The sequence below is a fragment of the Arthrobacter sp. FX8 genome (assembly GCF_026723805.1).
GTDB lineage: Bacteria > Actinomycetota > Actinomycetes > Actinomycetales > Micrococcaceae > Arthrobacter.
Genome location: NZ_CP113505.1, coordinates 4,519,284 through 4,536,491 on the forward strand (window position 1 = coordinate 4,519,284; position 17,208 = coordinate 4,536,491).

At 66.0% G+C, this 17,208-nt stretch carries 16 protein-coding genes, 1 tRNA gene and 1 pseudogene; 15 read left to right on the forward strand and 3 right to left on the reverse strand.

Annotated elements, in window-relative coordinates:
- Nucleotides 1-36 precede the first annotated feature (36 nt).
- The 7 genes from OUO20_RS21305 to OUO20_RS21335 all read left to right on the forward strand — a co-directional run bounded on the left by OUO20_RS21305 (nucleotide 37) and on the right by OUO20_RS21335 (nucleotide 9,386).
- Nucleotides 37-1,386: a mannitol dehydrogenase family protein gene (locus OUO20_RS21305; RefSeq protein ID WP_268003484.1), complete on the forward strand. Its 1,350-nt coding sequence runs from the start codon at nucleotides 37-39 to the stop codon at nucleotides 1,384-1,386.
- Nucleotides 1,387-1,584: 198 nt separating this feature from the next.
- On the forward strand, nucleotides 1,585-2,973 hold the full coding sequence (gene uidB, locus OUO20_RS21310; RefSeq protein ID WP_268002587.1) for a glucuronide transporter: 1,389 nt from the start codon (nucleotides 1,585-1,587) through the stop codon (nucleotides 2,971-2,973).
- A gap of 65 nt (nucleotides 2,974-3,038) precedes the next feature.
- The gene (gene manD / locus OUO20_RS21315) at nucleotides 3,039-4,268 is read left to right on the forward strand and encodes a D-mannonate dehydratase ManD (protein ID WP_268002478.1); all 1,230 of its coding nucleotides are present in this window, start codon (nucleotides 3,039-3,041) and stop codon (nucleotides 4,266-4,268) included.
- 28 nt (nucleotides 4,269-4,296) lie between these two features.
- On the forward strand, nucleotides 4,297-6,576 hold the full coding sequence (locus tag OUO20_RS21320; RefSeq protein WP_018772249.1) for a gluconokinase, GntK/IdnK-type: 2,280 nt from the start codon (nucleotides 4,297-4,299) through the stop codon (nucleotides 6,574-6,576).
- Nucleotides 6,577-6,839: 263 nt separating this feature from the next.
- On the forward strand, nucleotides 6,840-7,589 hold the full coding sequence (locus OUO20_RS21325; protein ID WP_268002588.1) for a hypothetical protein: 750 nt from the start codon (nucleotides 6,840-6,842) through the stop codon (nucleotides 7,587-7,589).
- A 49-nt stretch (nucleotides 7,590-7,638) separates the two neighbouring features.
- Nucleotides 7,639-8,175, forward strand: a complete 537-nt coding sequence (locus OUO20_RS21330) for a GNAT family N-acetyltransferase (RefSeq protein ID WP_056392116.1) — start codon at nucleotides 7,639-7,641, stop codon at nucleotides 8,173-8,175.
- 176 nt (nucleotides 8,176-8,351) lie between these two features.
- A complete protein-coding gene (locus tag OUO20_RS21335; RefSeq protein WP_134165858.1) occupies nucleotides 8,352-9,386 on the forward strand; it encodes a zinc-binding dehydrogenase in 1,035 nt (344 codons plus the stop codon).
- Nucleotides 9,387-9,475: 89 nt separating this feature from the next.
- Here OUO20_RS21335 and OUO20_RS21340 read toward each other — a convergent pair.
- Nucleotides 9,476-9,565, reverse strand: a tRNA-Ser gene (locus OUO20_RS21340).
- A gap of 150 nt (nucleotides 9,566-9,715) precedes the next feature.
- On the opposite strand from OUO20_RS21340, the gene OUO20_RS21345 reads away from it, so the two are divergent.
- The 4 genes from OUO20_RS21345 (at nucleotide 9,716) to OUO20_RS21360 (ending at nucleotide 13,920) form a co-directional block, all read left to right on the forward strand.
- Nucleotides 9,716-11,182: an HNH endonuclease signature motif containing protein gene (locus OUO20_RS21345; protein WP_268002589.1), complete on the forward strand. Its 1,467-nt coding sequence runs from the start codon at nucleotides 9,716-9,718 to the stop codon at nucleotides 11,180-11,182.
- 193 nt (nucleotides 11,183-11,375) lie between these two features.
- On the forward strand, nucleotides 11,376-12,416 hold the full coding sequence (locus tag OUO20_RS21350; protein ID WP_056389314.1) for a zinc-dependent alcohol dehydrogenase: 1,041 nt from the start codon (nucleotides 11,376-11,378) through the stop codon (nucleotides 12,414-12,416).
- A 2-nt stretch (nucleotides 12,417-12,418) separates the two neighbouring features.
- On the forward strand, nucleotides 12,419-12,814 hold the full coding sequence (locus OUO20_RS21355; RefSeq protein ID WP_018771245.1) for a 6-pyruvoyl trahydropterin synthase family protein: 396 nt from the start codon (nucleotides 12,419-12,421) through the stop codon (nucleotides 12,812-12,814).
- A 2-nt stretch (nucleotides 12,815-12,816) separates the two neighbouring features.
- Nucleotides 12,817-13,920 carry a glycosyltransferase family 4 protein gene (locus tag OUO20_RS21360; protein WP_018771244.1) on the forward strand — a complete coding sequence of 368 codons (1,104 nt, stop codon included), beginning with the start codon at nucleotides 12,817-12,819 and terminating at the stop codon, nucleotides 13,918-13,920.
- Here the strand turns inward: OUO20_RS21360 and tadA are convergent.
- Nucleotides 13,917-14,423 (reverse strand): tRNA adenosine(34) deaminase TadA, encoded by a 507-nt coding sequence (tadA, locus tag OUO20_RS21365; RefSeq protein ID WP_144600265.1) that lies wholly within the window; start codon nucleotides 14,421-14,423, stop codon nucleotides 13,917-13,919. The two genes, OUO20_RS21360 and tadA, sit on opposite strands and share 4 nt — an antisense overlap.
- 55 nt (nucleotides 14,424-14,478) lie before the next feature.
- On the opposite strand from tadA, the gene OUO20_RS21795 reads away from it, so the two are divergent.
- From OUO20_RS21795 to OUO20_RS21380, 4 genes and pseudogenes are all read left to right on the forward strand, one after another.
- On the forward strand, nucleotides 14,479-14,934 hold the full coding sequence (locus tag OUO20_RS21795) for a hypothetical protein (RefSeq protein WP_442781105.1): 456 nt from the start codon (nucleotides 14,479-14,481) through the stop codon (nucleotides 14,932-14,934).
- 8 nt (nucleotides 14,935-14,942) lie between these two features.
- Complete coding sequence (locus tag OUO20_RS21800; protein WP_442781106.1) at nucleotides 14,943-15,281, forward strand: phosphatase PAP2 family protein; 339 nt, start codon at nucleotides 14,943-14,945, stop codon at nucleotides 15,279-15,281.
- A 12-nt stretch (nucleotides 15,282-15,293) separates the two neighbouring features.
- A pseudogene (upp, locus tag OUO20_RS21375) lies at nucleotides 15,294-15,928 on the forward strand (uracil phosphoribosyltransferase).
- A gap of 61 nt (nucleotides 15,929-15,989) precedes the next feature.
- Complete coding sequence (locus OUO20_RS21380; RefSeq protein WP_268002590.1) at nucleotides 15,990-16,415, forward strand: VOC family protein; 426 nt, start codon at nucleotides 15,990-15,992, stop codon at nucleotides 16,413-16,415.
- Between the two features lie 85 nt (nucleotides 16,416-16,500).
- Here the strand turns inward: OUO20_RS21380 and OUO20_RS21385 are convergent, their stop codons facing one another.
- Nucleotides 16,501-17,208: a hypothetical protein gene (locus OUO20_RS21385; RefSeq protein ID WP_268002591.1), complete on the reverse strand. Its 708-nt coding sequence runs from the start codon at nucleotides 17,206-17,208 to the stop codon at nucleotides 16,501-16,503.

The window sequence follows — 17,208 nt, forward strand, 5'->3', positions numbered from 1 at the left end:
GCGGAGCTTCCGCGGCTGAACCGGACGCTCCGTCAGGTGCCCAAGGCGCCGGTCCGCATTGTCCACCTGGGGCTGGGCGCCTTCCACCGCTCGCACCAGGCCTGGTACACCCAACAGGCATCAGATTCCGCCGGCTGGGGGATCGCCGCCTTCACTGGCCGCCGGCCGGATGCGGCCCTTGCCCTGGCTGAACAGGATGGTCTCTACACGCTGGTGGAACGCGCAGACGAGGGCGACTCCTTTACTGTCATGGGCAGCATCGTGGAGGCCCTGGACGGTGCGGACATCGAGCGGCTTGCCGCCCTCGTGGCTGCACCGGAGACCGCCCTGGTAACGCTGACCATCACCGAGGCCGCCTACGGGTTGGGTGCGGACGGCAAGCTGGACACCAAGGCGCCCGACGTCGCCGCCGACCTTGCGCTGCTGGGTTCCGGCAGCGGACGGCCCACCACGCCGTTGGGACGGCTGGTGCTTGCGCTCGCCGCCCGCCGGGAAGCCGGTTCCGGGCCGATCGCGATTGTCTGCTGCGACAACCTGTCCAACAACGGCACGGTGGCACGGCAGGCAGTGGCGGGGTTTGCCGGGGCCTGGGATTCCGAATTCGCCGCGTGGGTCACGGGCAATGTCAGCTTCGTGAGCACATCCGTGGACCGGATCACGCCCAGGACCACGGAAGGGGACCTCGCCGTCGTCCGGGAAGCCTGCGGTTACGTGGACAATTCCCCGGTGGTGGCTGAACCCTTTTCAAGCTGGGTGCTCAGCGGGGACTTCCCCGCGGGCCGCCCGCGATGGGAGGACGCAGGTGCCCTGTTCGTCCAGGACATCGAACCCTACGAGAACCGGAAACTGTGGCTGCTGAACGGCGCACACTCACTGCTGGCTTATGCGGGCCAGTTGCGGGGCCATGCGACCGTCGCGGAGGCATTGGCCGACCCCTGGTGCAGGCGGGCAGTGGAGGCTTTCTGGGACGAAGCAGAAACGAACCTTGCCGGCCCCGCCGACCTGCGGATACCCGAGTACCGGCAGGCTCTCCTGGCCCGTTTCAGCAACGCGAGGATCGCCCATAACCTGGCCCAGATTGCCATGGACGGCAGTACCAAACTTCGGATGCGCGCTGTCCCGGTGCTGCAGGCTGAACGCGCCGCCGGACGGTCCGGTGCCGCGGCGGCGCTGATGATTGCCGCATGGATGGACTACAGTGCCAGCGCGTCCCCGTTCCACGACCCTCTGGAGCAGGCCGTGACAGCCGCCAACCGGCTGCCAGGCACTGAGCGAATCAAGGCGCTGCTGGCAGTTGTCGACCCTGCCTTGGCAGGGGATGCCGGTGTGGTGGGACTGGTGGAAAGCCTGTGCGGCACCGCTGCCGGGCGTTCCGCTTCCGAATAATCATGAGTCAGATCTGCCCGGCACGTGCGCGTGCCGGGCAGTTTTTGTGTGAAACGAAATTATGGCAATTTTTGGCAACCGGTTGCCACTGGGTTTGCCGTTTCGTTAGTATTACTGCCGGAGCAACACCCGGCGCGCCCATGCGGCCCGCACTTCTTCTCTTGGCCACCACCGCAATGACGCGTTAGGACTCTCAGAATGAACAGGCTGACCAAGCTCAGCATCCTCGGCTATGGCGCGGGGGATCTTGCCAACAATCTTGCATTCACCCTCTCCACCACCTACCTCCTGCTGTACTACACGGACGTCGCCGGTATCTCAGCGGCGGCAGCAGGCACCCTCTTCCTCCTGGTGCGCGTCTTTGATGCTTTTGCGGACATCTTCGCGGGCCGGATCGTTGACCGCACCTTCCACAGGAAGCTGGGCAAGTTCCGCCCCTTCATCCTCTTCGGTGGCCTTCCCCTGCTGATCATGAGTGCCCTGACCTTCTCCGTCCCGGCGGACTGGAGCCATGACGGCAAGCTTGCGTATGCCTACCTGACCTACGCCGGCCTGGGCCTGGCATACTCCATGGTCAATATCCCGTACGGCTCGCTGGCCGGCGCCATGACGCAGCAGCCGGCGGAGCGTGCCAAACTGGGCGCTGCCCGCTCCTGCGGTTCACTCGTTGTGGGTTCCGGCCTGCTGTTCTTCATCACGCCGCTCACCAAACAGGGTGCCGCGCAGCTGCAGCCACTCTTCACCACGCTGACCATTGCCTTCGTGGTGGTGGGCTTGGCGCTCTACCTGCTGACCGTCTTCACTACCCGGGAAGTGGTCCACCGCGAGGTTCCCAAGGTGACCTTCAAGCAGTCCCTGGCCACCCTGAAGGGCAACCGTCCACTGCTCATGCTCTGCATTTCATCCCTGCTGATGCTTACCGCCAGCACGGGGCTGTCCACCATCCAGGTCTACTACCTGCGGGACGTGCTGCAGAATGTCAGCCTTGCCCAGCCCATGGCCGTCATCAACGTGGTCCTGGCCGTGGTGGTCATCGTGCTCACGCCGGCCATGGTCCGGCGCTGGGGGAAGAAGGCCCTGTACCTGGCAGCCGGAGGCCTGGTGGTGCTCGGTTCGCTGTTGGTCATGCTGGCCCCGCACTCGTTGACCTACCTGGCCTTCACCGGGCTCGTCATCAGCCTCCTGGGCGTGCAGATGATGAACATCGTGGTGTGGGCACTGGAGGCGGACACTGTGGAGTACGGCGAAGCACGTACGGGTGTCCGAACCGAAGGCATCATGTACTCCCTCTTCTCCTTCACCCGGAAGATGGGCCAGGCGCTGGGCGGAGCCGTCATGGCCTACGCCATTGCCAGCGCCGGCTACGTCCGGTCGGACAGCGGCCAAAGCGAGGCCACCATCCAAGGGCTGCAGCTTGCCGCAGGACTGGTGCCCCTGGTCCTCTGTGGGCTGGGCATGGCCATCATGAAGTTCTACAGGCTCACTGACACTGCCCACGCGGAAATCGTCGCCGAGATCAAAGCCCGCCAGGCTGTAGCCGCCGCCGGTACAAGCCGGCAGGCCGCCACCCACGCGGAACTCCACTGACCACCGAAAACACTCCTTCCCGCCACAACGCCCCCTCCGACCGACCGTCTCCGAAAGGACCAGCTGTGAAAATCATTGCCGCGGAAGTGTTCGTTACCAGCCCCACCCGAAACTTCGTGACCCTCCGGATCACCACGGACGAGGGCGTGACGGGCATTGGTGATGCCACCCTGAACGGCCGCGAGCTGGCTGTGGCCGCCTACCTGAAGGAACATGTGGCGCAGTTGCTCATTGGCAAGGATCCGCACCGGATTGAGGATACGTGGCAGTTCCTGTACCGGAGTGCGTATTGGCGGCGGGGTCCGGTGACGATGGCGGCGATCGCTGCGGTGGATATGGCGTTGTGGGATATCAAGGGCAAGGTGGCCGGGTTGCCGGTGTACCAGTTGCTCGGTGGTGCGTCGCGGAACGGGTTGCGGGCGTATGGGCATGCTTCGGGTGCGGATATTGAGTCGTTGTTTGATTCGGTGCGGGAGCATCTGGAGTTGGGGTACAGGTCGATCCGGATCCAGACGGCGATCCCGGGGATCAAGGCCGTGTATGGCGTTGCGGCGCAGGCGCAGGCTTCGGGGGAGCGGTATGACTATGAGCCGGCCGGGCGGGGTGCGTTCCCGCAGGAGGAGGACTGGGATACCCGGGCGTACCTGCGGCACCTGCCCACGGTGTTTGAGGCGGTCCGGAACGAGTTCGGCCCGGAGATCCCGTTGCTGCATGACGGGCATCACCGGATGACGCCGATCCAGGCGGCGAAGCTGGGCAAGGCGCTGGAGCCGTATGACTTGTTCTGGCTGGAGGACTGCACGCCGGCGGAGAACCAGGAGGGGCTGCGCCTGGTGCGGCAGCACACCACCACGCCGTTGGCGATCGGGGAGATCTTCAATACGGTGTTTGACTTCCAGACGCTGATCAAGGAGCAGTTGATTGATTATGTGCGGGCGGCGTCCACGCATTTCGGTGGGATCAGTCCGTTGAAGAAGGTGATGGATTTCGCGGCGCAGTACCAGATCAAGTCCGGTTTCCACGGTCCGACCGATATTTCCCCGGTGGGCTTCGCGGCGCAGCTGCACGTGGGGTTGGCGATCCATAACTACGGGATCCAGGAGTACATGCAGCACTCGGCCAAGACCAACGAGGTCTTCGAGCAGTCCATGACGTTCGTGGACGGGTACCTGCACCCGGGCGACAAACCGGGCATCGGCGTCGAATTCAACGAAGAAGCCGCCGCGGCCTACCCCTACCAGCAGGCCTACCTGCCCTACAACCGCCTCGTCGACGGCACCGTCCACGACTGGTGAGACCGCCACGACTGGCAAGGACCAAACAATGATCAAACATCGCATTATCGTCATGGGCGTCTCCGGCTGCGGCAAGACCACCATCGGTGACCTCGTCGCCCGCGAACTGGGCGTCCCGTTCGTTGACGGCGATTCCCTCCACCCCGTGGAGAACGTCGCGAAAATGGCTGCGGGCACACCGCTGACGGACGAGGACCGCTGGCCATGGCTCGCAACGGTGGGCAGCAAGCTGGCGGCTGCGGGCGACGGTGGGCTGGTCCTGGCGTGTTCTGCCCTGCGCCGAAGCTACCGGGACGCCATCCGGGAACAGGCCCCGGACACCGTCTTCCTGCACCTGGACGGCAGTAAGGAGGTTCTGAAGGCGCGGACCGAGGGACGGACCGGGCACTTCATGCCTCCCGCGCTGCTGGAATCCCAACTCGCCACACTGGAACCTCTGCAGGAAGACGAGCGCGGCGTGGTGGTTGACATCGCCGCACCCGTTCAGGACGTGGTGGCGGAGGCACTCAAGGGGATTGCCGCCGTCGTACCTCCTGCCAAGGGGGCCGCGGGCACCAGGCCGCGCCAGTTCGACGTCGACCTTGCGGCAGCGCCATTCATGCTCGACGCCGGCGCGATCGCCTGGGTGGAAGGCACCATTGGTGCCATGACGCTCGAGGAAAAGATCGGGCAGCTGTTCATCAACCACAACAACGACTACTCGCCCGGATACCTCGACGGGGTGCTGGAAAACTACCACGTGGGCGGCATGCGGTACCGGCCCGGCCCGTCCGCCGCCGTCCAGGAACATATCCGCTACGCGCAGTCCAAGTCCCGGATTCCCTTGCTGATTGCCTCCAACCCGGAGATGGGCGGGGCCGGCAGCTGCGACGACGGCACGTTCGTATCCACGCACCTGCAGGCAGGCTCGCACCCGGACAGGAACATCGCCCGGCAGATGGGGCAGGTGGCAGGCGTGGAGACGGCTGCCCTGGGCTGCAATTGGGCCTTCGCGCCGATCGTGGACATCCACTACAACTGGCGGAACACCGTCATTTCCACACGGTCCTTCGGCAATACCCCGGAGGTGGTGGTGGAGCGCGCCAAGGAGTACTTCGACGGCATCAGCGAATCACCCACTGCCTGCGCCATGAAGCACTTCCCGGGCGACGGCATCGACGAGCGGGACCAGCATGTGGTCACGTCCTACAACACCCTCGGGTACGAGGAATGGAACCGGACCTACGGGCACGTGTACCGGGAGATGATTGCGCACGGCGTGCAGTCCATCATGGTGGGCCATATTGGGGCGCCGGAGGTCTCGCGGCATTTCCGGCCGGGTCTTCCTGATGCCGGGATCCTGCCGGCCACGTTGTCCCCGGAACTGCTGCAGGACCTGCTGCGCGGCGAACTGGGCTTCAATGGCCTGGTCCTCACCGACGCCTCGCAGATGGTGGGCCTGACGCAGGCAATGAAGCGGAAGGACCTGGTTCCGGCAACGATTGCGGCCGGCTGCGACATGTTCCTGTTCTTCCGAAACCCCGCCGAGGACTTCCAGTACATGCTGGACGGATACAAGTCCGGGGTCATCACCGAGCAGCGGCTGCACGACGCCCTGCGGCGGATCCTCGGACTGAAGGCATCCTTGGGGCTGCACCTGAAATCCGCTGACCAGTTGGTGCCGCCGGCCGAGGCGCTGGCCGTGATCGGCAGTCAGCCGCACCGGGCGATTGCGGCCGAGATCGCCGACAAGACCGTCACACTGGTCAAGGACACGGCAGGGAACCTGCCCATCACCCCCGGGACTCATCCGCGGATCCGGTTGTACGGCATTTCCGGCGGCGCCGACTTCACGCGGGCAGATCCGCTGGCCTACCTGGACGTGGTGAAGGAGGAACTGGAGGCCGCCGGCTTCGAAGTGTTCTTGTACCGGACGGCTGAACAGCGCGAGGCGGCGGGGGAGACCGGGGTGAACTTCATGTCCGTCATCTCCGAGGAAGCCACCGGGGACTACGCGGAAAAGTACGACGCCGCATTTGTCTTTGCCAACGTCAAGGGCTTCGCCCAGGAGGCCGCCATCCGGATCAAGTGGTCCTCGCCGATGGCAGCCGAGATCCCGTGGTACGTCACGGAGGTGCCCACGGTGTTCGTGTCCCTCAACCAGCCGAACCACCTGATTGACGTGCCCATGGTGAAGACGGCAATCCACGCGCATGCCGGGACTCGGGAAGCCATCCGTGCCGCGGTAGAGAAGATCCAGGGCAAGTCCGCGTTCCAGGGAACGTTCAACGAGAACGTATTTTGCGGGTCGTTCGACACCCGGCTTTGAGCAGGTACTGAAGAAGGAGGCGCCGCAACAGCGGTGGCGCCTCCTTCATGCCCGGAAGGTCAGGCCTGGGTTCCGGGACACCGCCACGTTCTTCGGCGCACTGCCTGATGACTTCGTGATGGGTGGTTGCCAGGCAGTTGCCTGAATGGGACGTCAGTCGTTGCAGGGCGGCCGCAAGGGGGCCTTGGACTCTGTGGCGCCCAGATGATGGTTTGTAGGCTGCAAGGCATCGCGGAACCACCTCAACCAAAGGGAGGCGTGCCATGAGCAGCACGGCGTCGAATGTCCTGGCCTTCATTTGGCCGAAGACAGGCACGAATCATTCATCCACCCCTTCCCGTCGCCGGCTTTCCGGATTCCTTGGTGCTGCGGCCGCTGCCGGGTTTCTCACGCACGCCCTCGTGCCGCGTGCCCTGGGGACATGGGGAACCACGGAGCCCGAAAGAACAATGCCCCTTCCCGGGGACGAATTGATTCCCGATCCCGAGGACATCCAGACCATGGCGGTCACTGTCTCCGCCCGTCCCGACCAGGTGTGGCCCTGGATAGTGCAAATGGGTGTGGACCGGGCGGGGCTGTATTCCTACACGGCGGTGGAGAACGGATTGCTGCACCTGGGTGTCACGAACGCGGACCGCATTCATCCGGAGTGGCAGGACCTGCAGGTGGGGGACATCATCGCCTTCACGCCGGAAGGTTACCCGGGCGGCCGGCGCGGGCCGCGCGTGGTGGAGCTGGAGGAGGGCCGCCACCTTGTTCTGGACTCAAGCCCTGGCGCCCCGCCCGAAAAGGTGACAGGAACCTGGCAGTTCGTCCTCCACGATGCCGGGGCTGCCGGTACCAGGCTGCTGCTTAGGACGCGCACGGGCCCGGGACGCCCTGCCGGGCTTCGTGTGACGGACTTCCTTCTTCGGCCCGGCTACCTGGTCATGGACCGCGCCATGCTCCTGGGCATCAAAAAGCGCGTCGAGACGGAAGCGCAGGGGCGTCCGCCGTTGCCGACCCCGCAGTGACGCCGTCCTGGACGCGGGCGACTATATGGGCTCGGCGTAGTGTGAAGCAGTGGACTTTTCCTGTGTGATTGCCGAAGGTGTTGTGCTCCGTCCCGTCCGGGCGTCGGACGCAGAGGCGCTGGCAGCGGCGTTTCAGGAGAACCGGTCATATCTCGCCCCGTGGGAGCCTGTCCGGCCCGAGGAGTTCTACACCGTCCAGGGCCAGCGGGACGTGGTTGAGCGGCGGCTTGTTGAACTCGATTCGGGCACGGCACTTCCCATGGTGCTGGCACAACATGACGGTATCGTCGGGCTGCTGACCCTCAGCTCAATCGTGCGTGGCGCATTCCAGAACGCGCACGTTGGTTACTGGATTTCCCGCACAGCCCAAGGGAAAGGGCTTATGACGGCGGCAGTAGCGGCGGCCGTCAATATTTCACAGGCTGCATTGGGACTTCACCGACTCGAGGCAGCAACCCTGGTGCACAACACGGCGTCGCAAAGAGTGCTGGAAAAGAATGGCTTCGTGGCCTACGGCACGGCCCCCGACTACCTCCGGATAGCCGGCAGGTGGCAGGACCACCGGATGTATCAGCGGATTCTCTAATCCTGCGGAGACCGGCAGTGACGCCAATGCTCCCGGCAGCATCCGTGGCTGGCCAGCATGTGCGGCTTCGCGGCAGGACACAGGGGAGGGTTTTCGATGCACCATCGCCGCGTGCGAAGATGTCGCCGGACTCCCGGCTGAACAGGACGGGACGAATTCGATGCCTGGAGGACACTATGCGCGCGATTGTCATGAACAGCATTGCCGGGCCGCTGGCGGTTCACGAGGTCGACGCCCCGGAGGCGCCTGCCGGCGGTGTGGTGATCACCGTCGTGGCCACCGGATTATGCCGCAGTGACTGGCACGCATGGGTAGGCCACGACGACATCGCTCTGCCGCACGTTCCAGGCCATGAGTTCGCCGGCGTTGTGGCCGTGGTTGGTTCGGGTGTGACCAGATGGACGGTTGGCGACCGCGTGACCGCACCCTTTGTGGAAGGCTGCGGCGCCTGCGAATGGTGCCTCGGCGGCAACGCGCAGGTCTGCCCGGAGCAGCAGCAGCCAGGCTTCACCCATTGGGGTTCCTTTGCCGAGCAAGTTGTGATCCATGCGGCCGACACCAACCTCGTGGCAATTCCCGAAGGGGTCAGCTTCGAAGCAGCGGCCAGCCTGGGATGCCGCTTCGCCACTGCCTACCGGGCGCTCACGGGCCGGGCCCGGCTTGCGGCCGATGAATGGGTGACCATCGTCGGGGCAGGCGGTGTGGGGCTCAGCGCCGTCATGGTTGCGAAGGCGCTCGGCGGAAAGGTTGTGGCTGTCGACCGGAACCCCGCCGCCCTGGAGGTGGCCGCTTCCCTCGGCGCAGACCACGTATTGGTCGCGGACGGCTCGGACATCCCCGCACAGGTGCATGCGATCACGGGAGGATCCCAGGTCTCCATTGATGCTGTCGGTAGTGAGCAGACGTGCGCCGACGCGCTCCTGAGCCTTCGTCGCCGTGGACGGCACGTCCAGATCGGCCTCCTCCCGCCCATAGAGGGTCACCCCCGCGTGCCTATGGCGCGCGTTATTGCCTGGGAACTGGATGTGTTCGGAAGCCACGGGATGGCTGCGGCCGACTACCCGCAGATGCTCGCCCTCATCGAGTCGGGGTCACTGGAACCGCAGAAGCTCATCGAACGCGTTATCGGGCTGACCGAGGCCGCTGACATGCTCCCGCAGTTCGACACTGTTAAGGTCGCGGGCATGACGATGATCGATCCCGCGCGCTGACGCTTTGGCCGCTGAGGACATATGGCCCGGGGAAAGCAAAAGGCCCTGGTTTCCTTGATGTACAAGGGAGCCCAGGGCCTTTTCCTATATGGCGGTGACGGTGGGATTTGAACCCACGTTGGCTTTTACACCAAACAACATTTCGAGTGTTGCACCTTCGGCCGCTCGGACACGTCACCAACCTCAATAGGGTACCGGAGCATGGCCTGCATCCCCAAAACGGACGCACAGTGGGTGCCTATTGCGGGTTTCATCCAACCCAGCGCTGCCTGGGGGATGGGCGTTGGAGCAGGATCATAATTGTCGGACCCCCTTGCCATGATGGGTTTATGGGGAAGGCGGCGGTGGTGAGGGCGTTCGAGGAGATCCGCGCTGCCCTTGCTGTGCTTCAGGCTGAGGTGGATGGGGCGGGTCTGGAGGCGTTCTCGGATGCTGATTCGTTTTCTGATCCGTTGCGCGGTTTGGCGGATGGGTGCCTGGACATCCTCGCCGGGGCCCGGGAGGTCGAGGCGCGGGTTGCGGGGGTGAAGGCGAAGGCTGCGGTGGCGTATGCGGAGGCTGCGCATGCTGTGGCGGGGCCGGACGTGCCAATGGTGGCGCAGGAAATGGCGGTCGCGGCGGAGATCGGGTGCGTGCTGGCCCTGGGTCCGCGGGCGGCGGCGTCGTTCCTGGCCACCTCCCACGCCCTGACTGTTTCATTGCCGCGGACTTTGGAGGCGCTGCAGTCCGGGACCCTGTCGTGGCAGCACGCGCTGGTGATGGCCGACGAAACGGCGTCCCTTGATGCGGCGGGGGCGGCGGCGTTGGAGGCGCATTTCCTGCCACCCGATACGCCGGACCCGGACGCCCTTCCCCCGGCCAGGGGGTGCCCGGTTGGGGAACTGCCGGCGCACCGGTTCCGGGTCAAGGCCCGGACCTGGCGGGAACGCCACCACGCCGAATCGATCGAGAAGCGGCATGCCAGGGGTGTGGCGGAGCGGCGGGTGGAGTTCCGGCCGGACCGGGACGGGATGGCGTGGCTGGGCGCGTACCTGCCCGCGGATCAGGCCCAGGCTGGGTGGAACCGGCTCACCGCTGCCGCACGGGGCCTGCAGGGCCCGGCCGAGGACAGGACCATGCCCCAGTTGCGGGCCGACAATTTCACCGCAGCGATCCTCGGCAGCGGCGACACCCGGGGCGGCAGCACCAGCGGCAGCGGGACCAGCGCCGCATCGGGAACTGGCCACCAGCCGCCATCGGTCCGCGCCGAGGTCCTGGTTACGGTTCCGGTGTTCGCGCTGATGGGCCTGACCGATGAACCGGCGATGCTGGACGGGTATGGTCCGGTGCCGGCGTCGATGGCGCGGCGACTGGTCGCGGACGGGGCGGCCTCGTTCTACCGGGTGTTGGTGGATCCCCGGGACGGGGCGCCGTTGGAGATCGGCCGGAAGAGTTACCGGGTTCCCAGGGCCATGCGGGCCTGGCTGCGGATGCGGGACGGGAAATGCCCGTTCCCGGGCTGCAGCAACACCTCCCTGGACACGGAGGCCGACCATCTCCTCGCCTGGCACCACGGCGGCACCACCGGAATCAGCAACCTGGGACAGCCCTGCCCGAAACACCACAGGCTCCGGCACACCACCGGCTGGAAACCCACCCCGGCCAGCACGAACGAACCACCCGGCTGGACCTCACCCACAGGCCGCCACTACACAAGCGAACACCAGGACTGGGAACCACCAAAGTGGCCACCCGGGTTCCTGCCCGGCGAACGAAGCCTCCTCGAAGAGGCACTGCTTAAACACCTCGGCGTCTAAGCCGAAGCTGCTGCACTGCCGCGTCTTCAGTCCGGTCCGCCCGCACAAGTTGCGGCAGGTCCACGTCCCGGCGCCACCCTCCGCACCCGCCCCGCCTTGATGCCGGCACGGACGCCGCCGCGCGGCACCAAACCCCGCCATCCGCCGTCGGACTTTCCCCGCCACCGCGCGTCCGGTTAGATTCATCAGCAAGATGACAAATTCACAGACTCCGATCCACGCAACCGCTTACTGGACCACCGCCAAGGAACACGGCGAGCTCAGGGCCGAAGAAGTGCCCGCGCCGGGGCCGGGCGAAGCTTTGGTGCGTGCCCTGTACTCCGGCATCAGCAAGGGCACCGAAATGGTGGTCCACGCCGGGGCCGTGCCGCCACGTGTCGCGGAAGAGATGCGTGCCCCACGCCAGGAGGGAACGTTTCCAGGGCCGGTGAAATTCGGCTACCTCTCGGTGGGAGTCGTGGAGGAAGGTCCTGAGGAGTGGAAGGGCCGGCGCGTCTTTTGCCTGAATCCGCATCAGGACCTCTATGTGGTGCCGGTGACCTCTCTAACCAGGGTTCCCGACAGCGTTCCATCCCGCCGGGCGGTCCTCACCGGCACGGTGGAAACCGCAGTCAACGCCCTGTGGGAAGCCGGGCCTCGGCTGGGCGACCGGATTGCCGTTGTCGGAGCCGGCCTGGTGGGCGGCATGGTGGCTACGCTGCTGCGCACCTTCCCGTTGCAGCGCCTGCAGTTGGTGGACCTCGATCCGGGCAGGAAAAAGCTCGCGGACACCCTGGGCGTGGACTTCGCACACCCCGATGACGCCCTGGCGGACTGCGACATCGTGTTCCACTGCTCGGCCTCGCAGGAAGGCCTGGAGCGCAGCCTGCAGCTCGCCGGCGATGAAGGCGAAATCATCGAAATGTCCTGGTATGCCAACCGTGAGGTCACTGTGCCGCTGGGGGAGGACTTCCACGCCCGGCGGCTGTCCATCAGGGCGAGCCAGGTGGGCATGGTGGCGCGTTCCCGGCGCCACAGGCGCACCAATGCGGACCGCCTGGACCTGGCCGTATCGCTGCTCAAGGACCCCGTCTTCGACGCGTTCCTGACGGGATCGTCCCGGTTCGAGGACCTTCCTGGCGTGGTCCAGAGCCTGGCGGACGGCAGCCTGGAAGCCCTGTGCCACGTCGTCGAATACCCTGCCGGCAGTCCCGCGCCCAGCCCAGCCACCCACACCCCCAAAGACTTGAGGTAACAATGTTCAGCCTGACCATCCGCCGCCACTTTATGATTGCCCACAGCCTTCCCCGTGAGGCTTTCGGCCCCGCCCAGGGCCTGCACGGTGCAACCTTCGTCGCCGAGGTGGCCTTCCGCCGTCGCGCCCTCAATGCCGACGCGATCGTCCTGGACATCGGCGCCGCCGGGACCATCATCGAGGAGGTGCTCGCCGGCCTGAACTACCGCAACCTGGACGAGCACCCGGACTTCGAGGGCAAGCTCAGCACCACGGAAGCCCTCGCCGAGTACATCGCCCGGAAGGTGGCCGCAGAGATCAAGGACAACGACGACGGCCGTGAACTCGCAGGACTGGAGGTCACCCTGCGCGAGAATCCTGACGCCTGGGCCACCTTTTCCCTGGACCTCACCGCGTAGCAATGCGTCCCATCCGGCTGCTGGTTCCCGGCAATATCCGCCACAGCTCAGGCGGCAACGTCTACAACGCGCGCCTGGTTGCGGGCCTGCAGGAACGGGGCGCGGAGGTGGAGGTGGTTGCCGTGGAGGGCAACTGGCCGGACGCCGGCGCCAAGGAACGACGCCGGCTGGGCACCCTCCTCGGAGCATGGGAACCTGAGGCACACCACGGGGACGCAGTGGCCATCGTGGACGGCCTGGTGGCGGTAGGTGCCCCGGATGAACTCGAATACGCCGCGAAGGCGGGCGGGGAAACATGGGTCCTGGTGCATATGCCCGTTGAGGAAAGCTCCGGGGCTGCAGCCCTGGAACGCGAAGCGAGAGCCCTCCGTGCGGCAACCGGCGTGATCTGCACCAGCACGTCGTCTGCATCCCTCCTCCTGGAAAGGGGGCTTTCCCGGGTCACCGTTGTCCTTCCCGGCGTCAACCCCGCACCCCTGGCCCAGGGATCCAGGCCGCCACACGTGGCGGTCATCGCCGCGCTGCTGCCCAACAAGGACCAGCTGCTGTCCGTGCATGCCCTGGCCCGGATCCAGGACCTTGAGTGGACTGCGTCGTTCGTGGGCTCCGAGCAGGCGGACCCGGACTACGCACGGGAGGTCCGGGCTGCCATTACTGCCCACGGGCTCCAGCGGCGGGTGCAGCTCACCGGCGAGCTCATTGGCGAAGCCCTGGAGGCCGAATGGGCGCGGACGGACCTGACCCTGCTGGTGTCGCGGCTGGAGGCTTTCGGCATGGCCGTCACCGAATCCCTGGCCCACGGCATTCCTGTTCTGGTCCGTGCCGGGACCGGGGCGGTGGAGGCGCTTGGCATGGGCGGGCTGGGAACGGCCGACGGCGAACCCCGCCTTCCGGGGGCAGTGCTTACCCTTCCAGACGGCGGACAGGAGAGTCCCGGCCGCCTGGCCAATGCCCTGCGGGGTTGGCTGGTGGATGGAAAGACCCGGGAAAAATGGCGTTCAGCTGCGCTTGATGCGCGGACCAGGCTGCCGGGATGGAGCGAAACAGCGCAGGACGTGCTGGCCCTCCTGGAGGGACCCGGCGGACACGGGGAGCGGCAGGGCTAGAGGCTGCTCCGGTGGGCGGCGAAAAATTCGCGCAGCAGTAAAGCGCACTCTTCCCCGCGGACCCCGGGATACACCTCAACCCAGTGGTTCAGCCGGCGCTCGCGGAGGATATCGAATACCGATCCCGCAGCGCCGGCCTTCTCATCCCAGGCCCCGAACACAACCCGGGGAATCCTCGCCAGGACGATTGCGCCCGCACACATGGCGCAGGGTTCCAGGGTGACCACCAGTGTGCAGTCGGACAAGCGCCACCCGTCGCCCTGGCCGCCGCCGAGCCGTGCCCGTTCCTGCAGCCGTCCGGCCGCCTCCCTGATGGCCACCACCTCGGCGTGGGCTGTGGGGTCGCCCAGCTCCTCCCGCTGGTTGCGTCCCGAACCCAGAACGTCGCCGTCGGGCCCTATCACTACGGCGCCGATGGGCACGTCCTCCGTGTCGAGCGCACGGCGGGCCTCCGCCAGGGCAAGGCCCATCCAGGCCTCGTGTTTCTTTTCGGGCAAGGGCATGGCTCAATGATAGTTTCGGGGTTAGTCAGGTTACTTGCCGATGCCGGGAGGCACCATGGACACTCTTCGGGACCGATTGGGTATTTGGTTCAAACCGTATGCGGCGTTGATCCTCACCATCCTTGTGGGCGGTGTGGTCATCGTGTCCCTGGCGCTGCTTGGGGCAGAGGTCTACGACGATGTGGTGGACTCCGCTGGCCTGGCCAACCTGGACAAGCCTGCCCTTGCCTTTGCCGAAGGCCTCCGCAGCCCCGGCCTTGACTCCTTTGTCACCGGTTTCACCAACATCGGCGGCGGCATCGGGATGCCTATCCTGGCCAGCATCCTCACCGCGTGGTTGACCTTCCTGAGCCGGAACTGGCGTCCGCTGGTCCTGATCGGCGGTGCAGCGGCAGCGTCCGTCACCGCCACCACGTTCGGCAAGAAGCTGGTGGGCCGTACCCGGCCCGACCATGCGGACGCCGTCCCCCTTACGAGGATTCGCCATCCTTCCCCAGCGGACACACCCTGAACACCACCGTGGTGATCAGTCTGGTGATCTACCTCATCTGCCTTCAGTTCCACACCATGCGGGTCCGGGTTACCGCCATCACCGCCGGCTCGATCTTCATCATCGCCATGGGCCTGAGCCGGGTCTTCCTGGGCCACCACTGGCTCACGGACGTTATGGCCGGCTGGATCCTGGGCCTGGCCTGGGTGGCAATCGTTATCCTGGCCCACCGGCTGTTCCACCTGGTCCGAAGGCGCGAGCACGCAGGGGCAGCGCCGTCGTTCGACCGTCCCATCGTCCGGGACGTGGTGGCCGACGAACTGCACGACGGCGAACACTCCGGACGCGGTAAGGGCAGCGCCGAGTGATAGTTTTGGGGGATGCGCACTCTCGTTGTTGACCACCCCTGGTCGCCCACAAGCTCACTGTCCTGAGGGACAAGAACACGCCGTCGCCGGTCTTCCGCCAGCTGACGGAAGAGCTGGTGACCCTGCTGGCCTACGAAGCCACTCGGGAGGTCCGCACCGAGCCCGTCACCATCGAGACGCCCGTCAGCACCACCGTCGGCACCGCCTTCACCAAGCCCACCCCGCTGGTGGTTCCCATCCTGCGCGCCGGCCTGGGAATGCTGGAAGGCATGACCAAGCTGGTTCCCACCGCTGAAGTGGGTTTCCTGGGCATGGCCCGGGACGAGGAGACACTGGACATCATCACCTACGCGGAGCGCCTGCCGGAGGACCTCACCGGCCGCCAGGTTTTCGTCCTGGACCCCATGCTGGCCACGGGCGGAACCCTGCGCGAAGCCATCAAGTTCCTGTTCAAGCGCGGCGCTTCCGACGTCACCTGCATCTGCCTGCTGGCCGCCCCCGAGGGCCTGGCGCGGCTGGAGGAGGAACTGTCAGGGGCCAACGTGCACATCGTCCTGGCCTCCATCGACGAGAAGCTCAACGAGAAGTCCTACATTGTCCCCGGGCTGGGCGACGCCGGCGACCGCCTCTACGGCATCGCCGGGTAGCACTTCGGCCCTGTTTGAACGGGCTCTTTCCCAACGGGTGTCCCGCCGCTAGCCTGTGCGGATGGACTGGAAACTCGAGCTTGTCTTTGTCCCCGTATCCGACGTTGACCGTGCCAAGGACTTCTACGTCAACAAAGTGGGCTTTAACGCCGACTACGACGAGCGGCCGTCGGACTCCATCCGCTTTGTGCAGTTGACGCCGCCGGGCTCGGCCTGCTCCATCTGCATCGGCGAAGGACTCGTTGACGCCCCGCCCGGCACGGGCTCCAACCTGCAGATGGTGGTCGACGACATCAATGCGGCGCATGACCAGCTCAAGTGCAACGGCGTGGATGTCAGCGATGTGGATGTCCAGGACTGGGGCCACTTTGTGTACTTCGCCGATCCGGACGGAAACAAGTGGGCTGTCCAGTACATCCCGTGGCGGAACGCCGGGCAGGGCGCTGGCGGGAACACCGGACAGGACGCCGGACCGGGCGCTGGTTAACCAAAGCGGCGGGCCGCATCATGATGATGCAGCCCGCCGCTTTGGTGCAGTTCCCCCGGCATCGCTGCCGCCGGGGGAGGAGTGCCTAGTACCAGTTGTGGGCCAGGTGGAAGTTCAGGGCACCACAGGGCGACTGGTAGCTCTTCTTGATGTAGTCCAGGCCCCAGTTGATCTGCGTGCGGTAGTTGGTGAGGTAGTCCGCGCCGGCGCTTGCCATCTTCTCAGCGGGCAGGGACTGGACGATGCCGTATGCCCCGCTGCTGGAATTGGTGGCCGTGGTGGTCCAGTCGGACTCCTTGGTCCACAGCGTCTGCAGGCACTGCATCTGGTCCGGTCCCCAGCCAAACGCCCCCAGCTGGCTGGCGGCGTACGCCTGGGCGCCTGCAGGATCGTTAACCGCGACGGCGCGAGCCGGCTCAGGTGCGGGGGCGGGCTCAGGCGCCGGGGCAGGCGCTGCGGGTGCTGCCGGTGCCGCTGCGGGGGCCGGTTCCGCTGCCTGCGGTGCCACGCTGATGGCAGCGGGCGCGGGGCTTGCTGCCGGGTTGGAGCGGATCTCGCTCTTCTCGATGCTCATTTGAGCGTCGGACGCCGACGTGGAAGGGTTGGACGCGGTGGATGACACCGGAGTCATGCTGCTGGTGGTCTGTCCTGCCGCGCCTACCCCCACCAGCACCGCGCACGATGCTGCAAGGACGGCGGCGCGCTGGCCCAGGGTGGTCTTCTTGGCCTGCTGCGCGGCCCTGTGTTTAGCCTTGGCCTGCAGCAGGCGTGCTTCTGCCGTGTTTTTGGACAT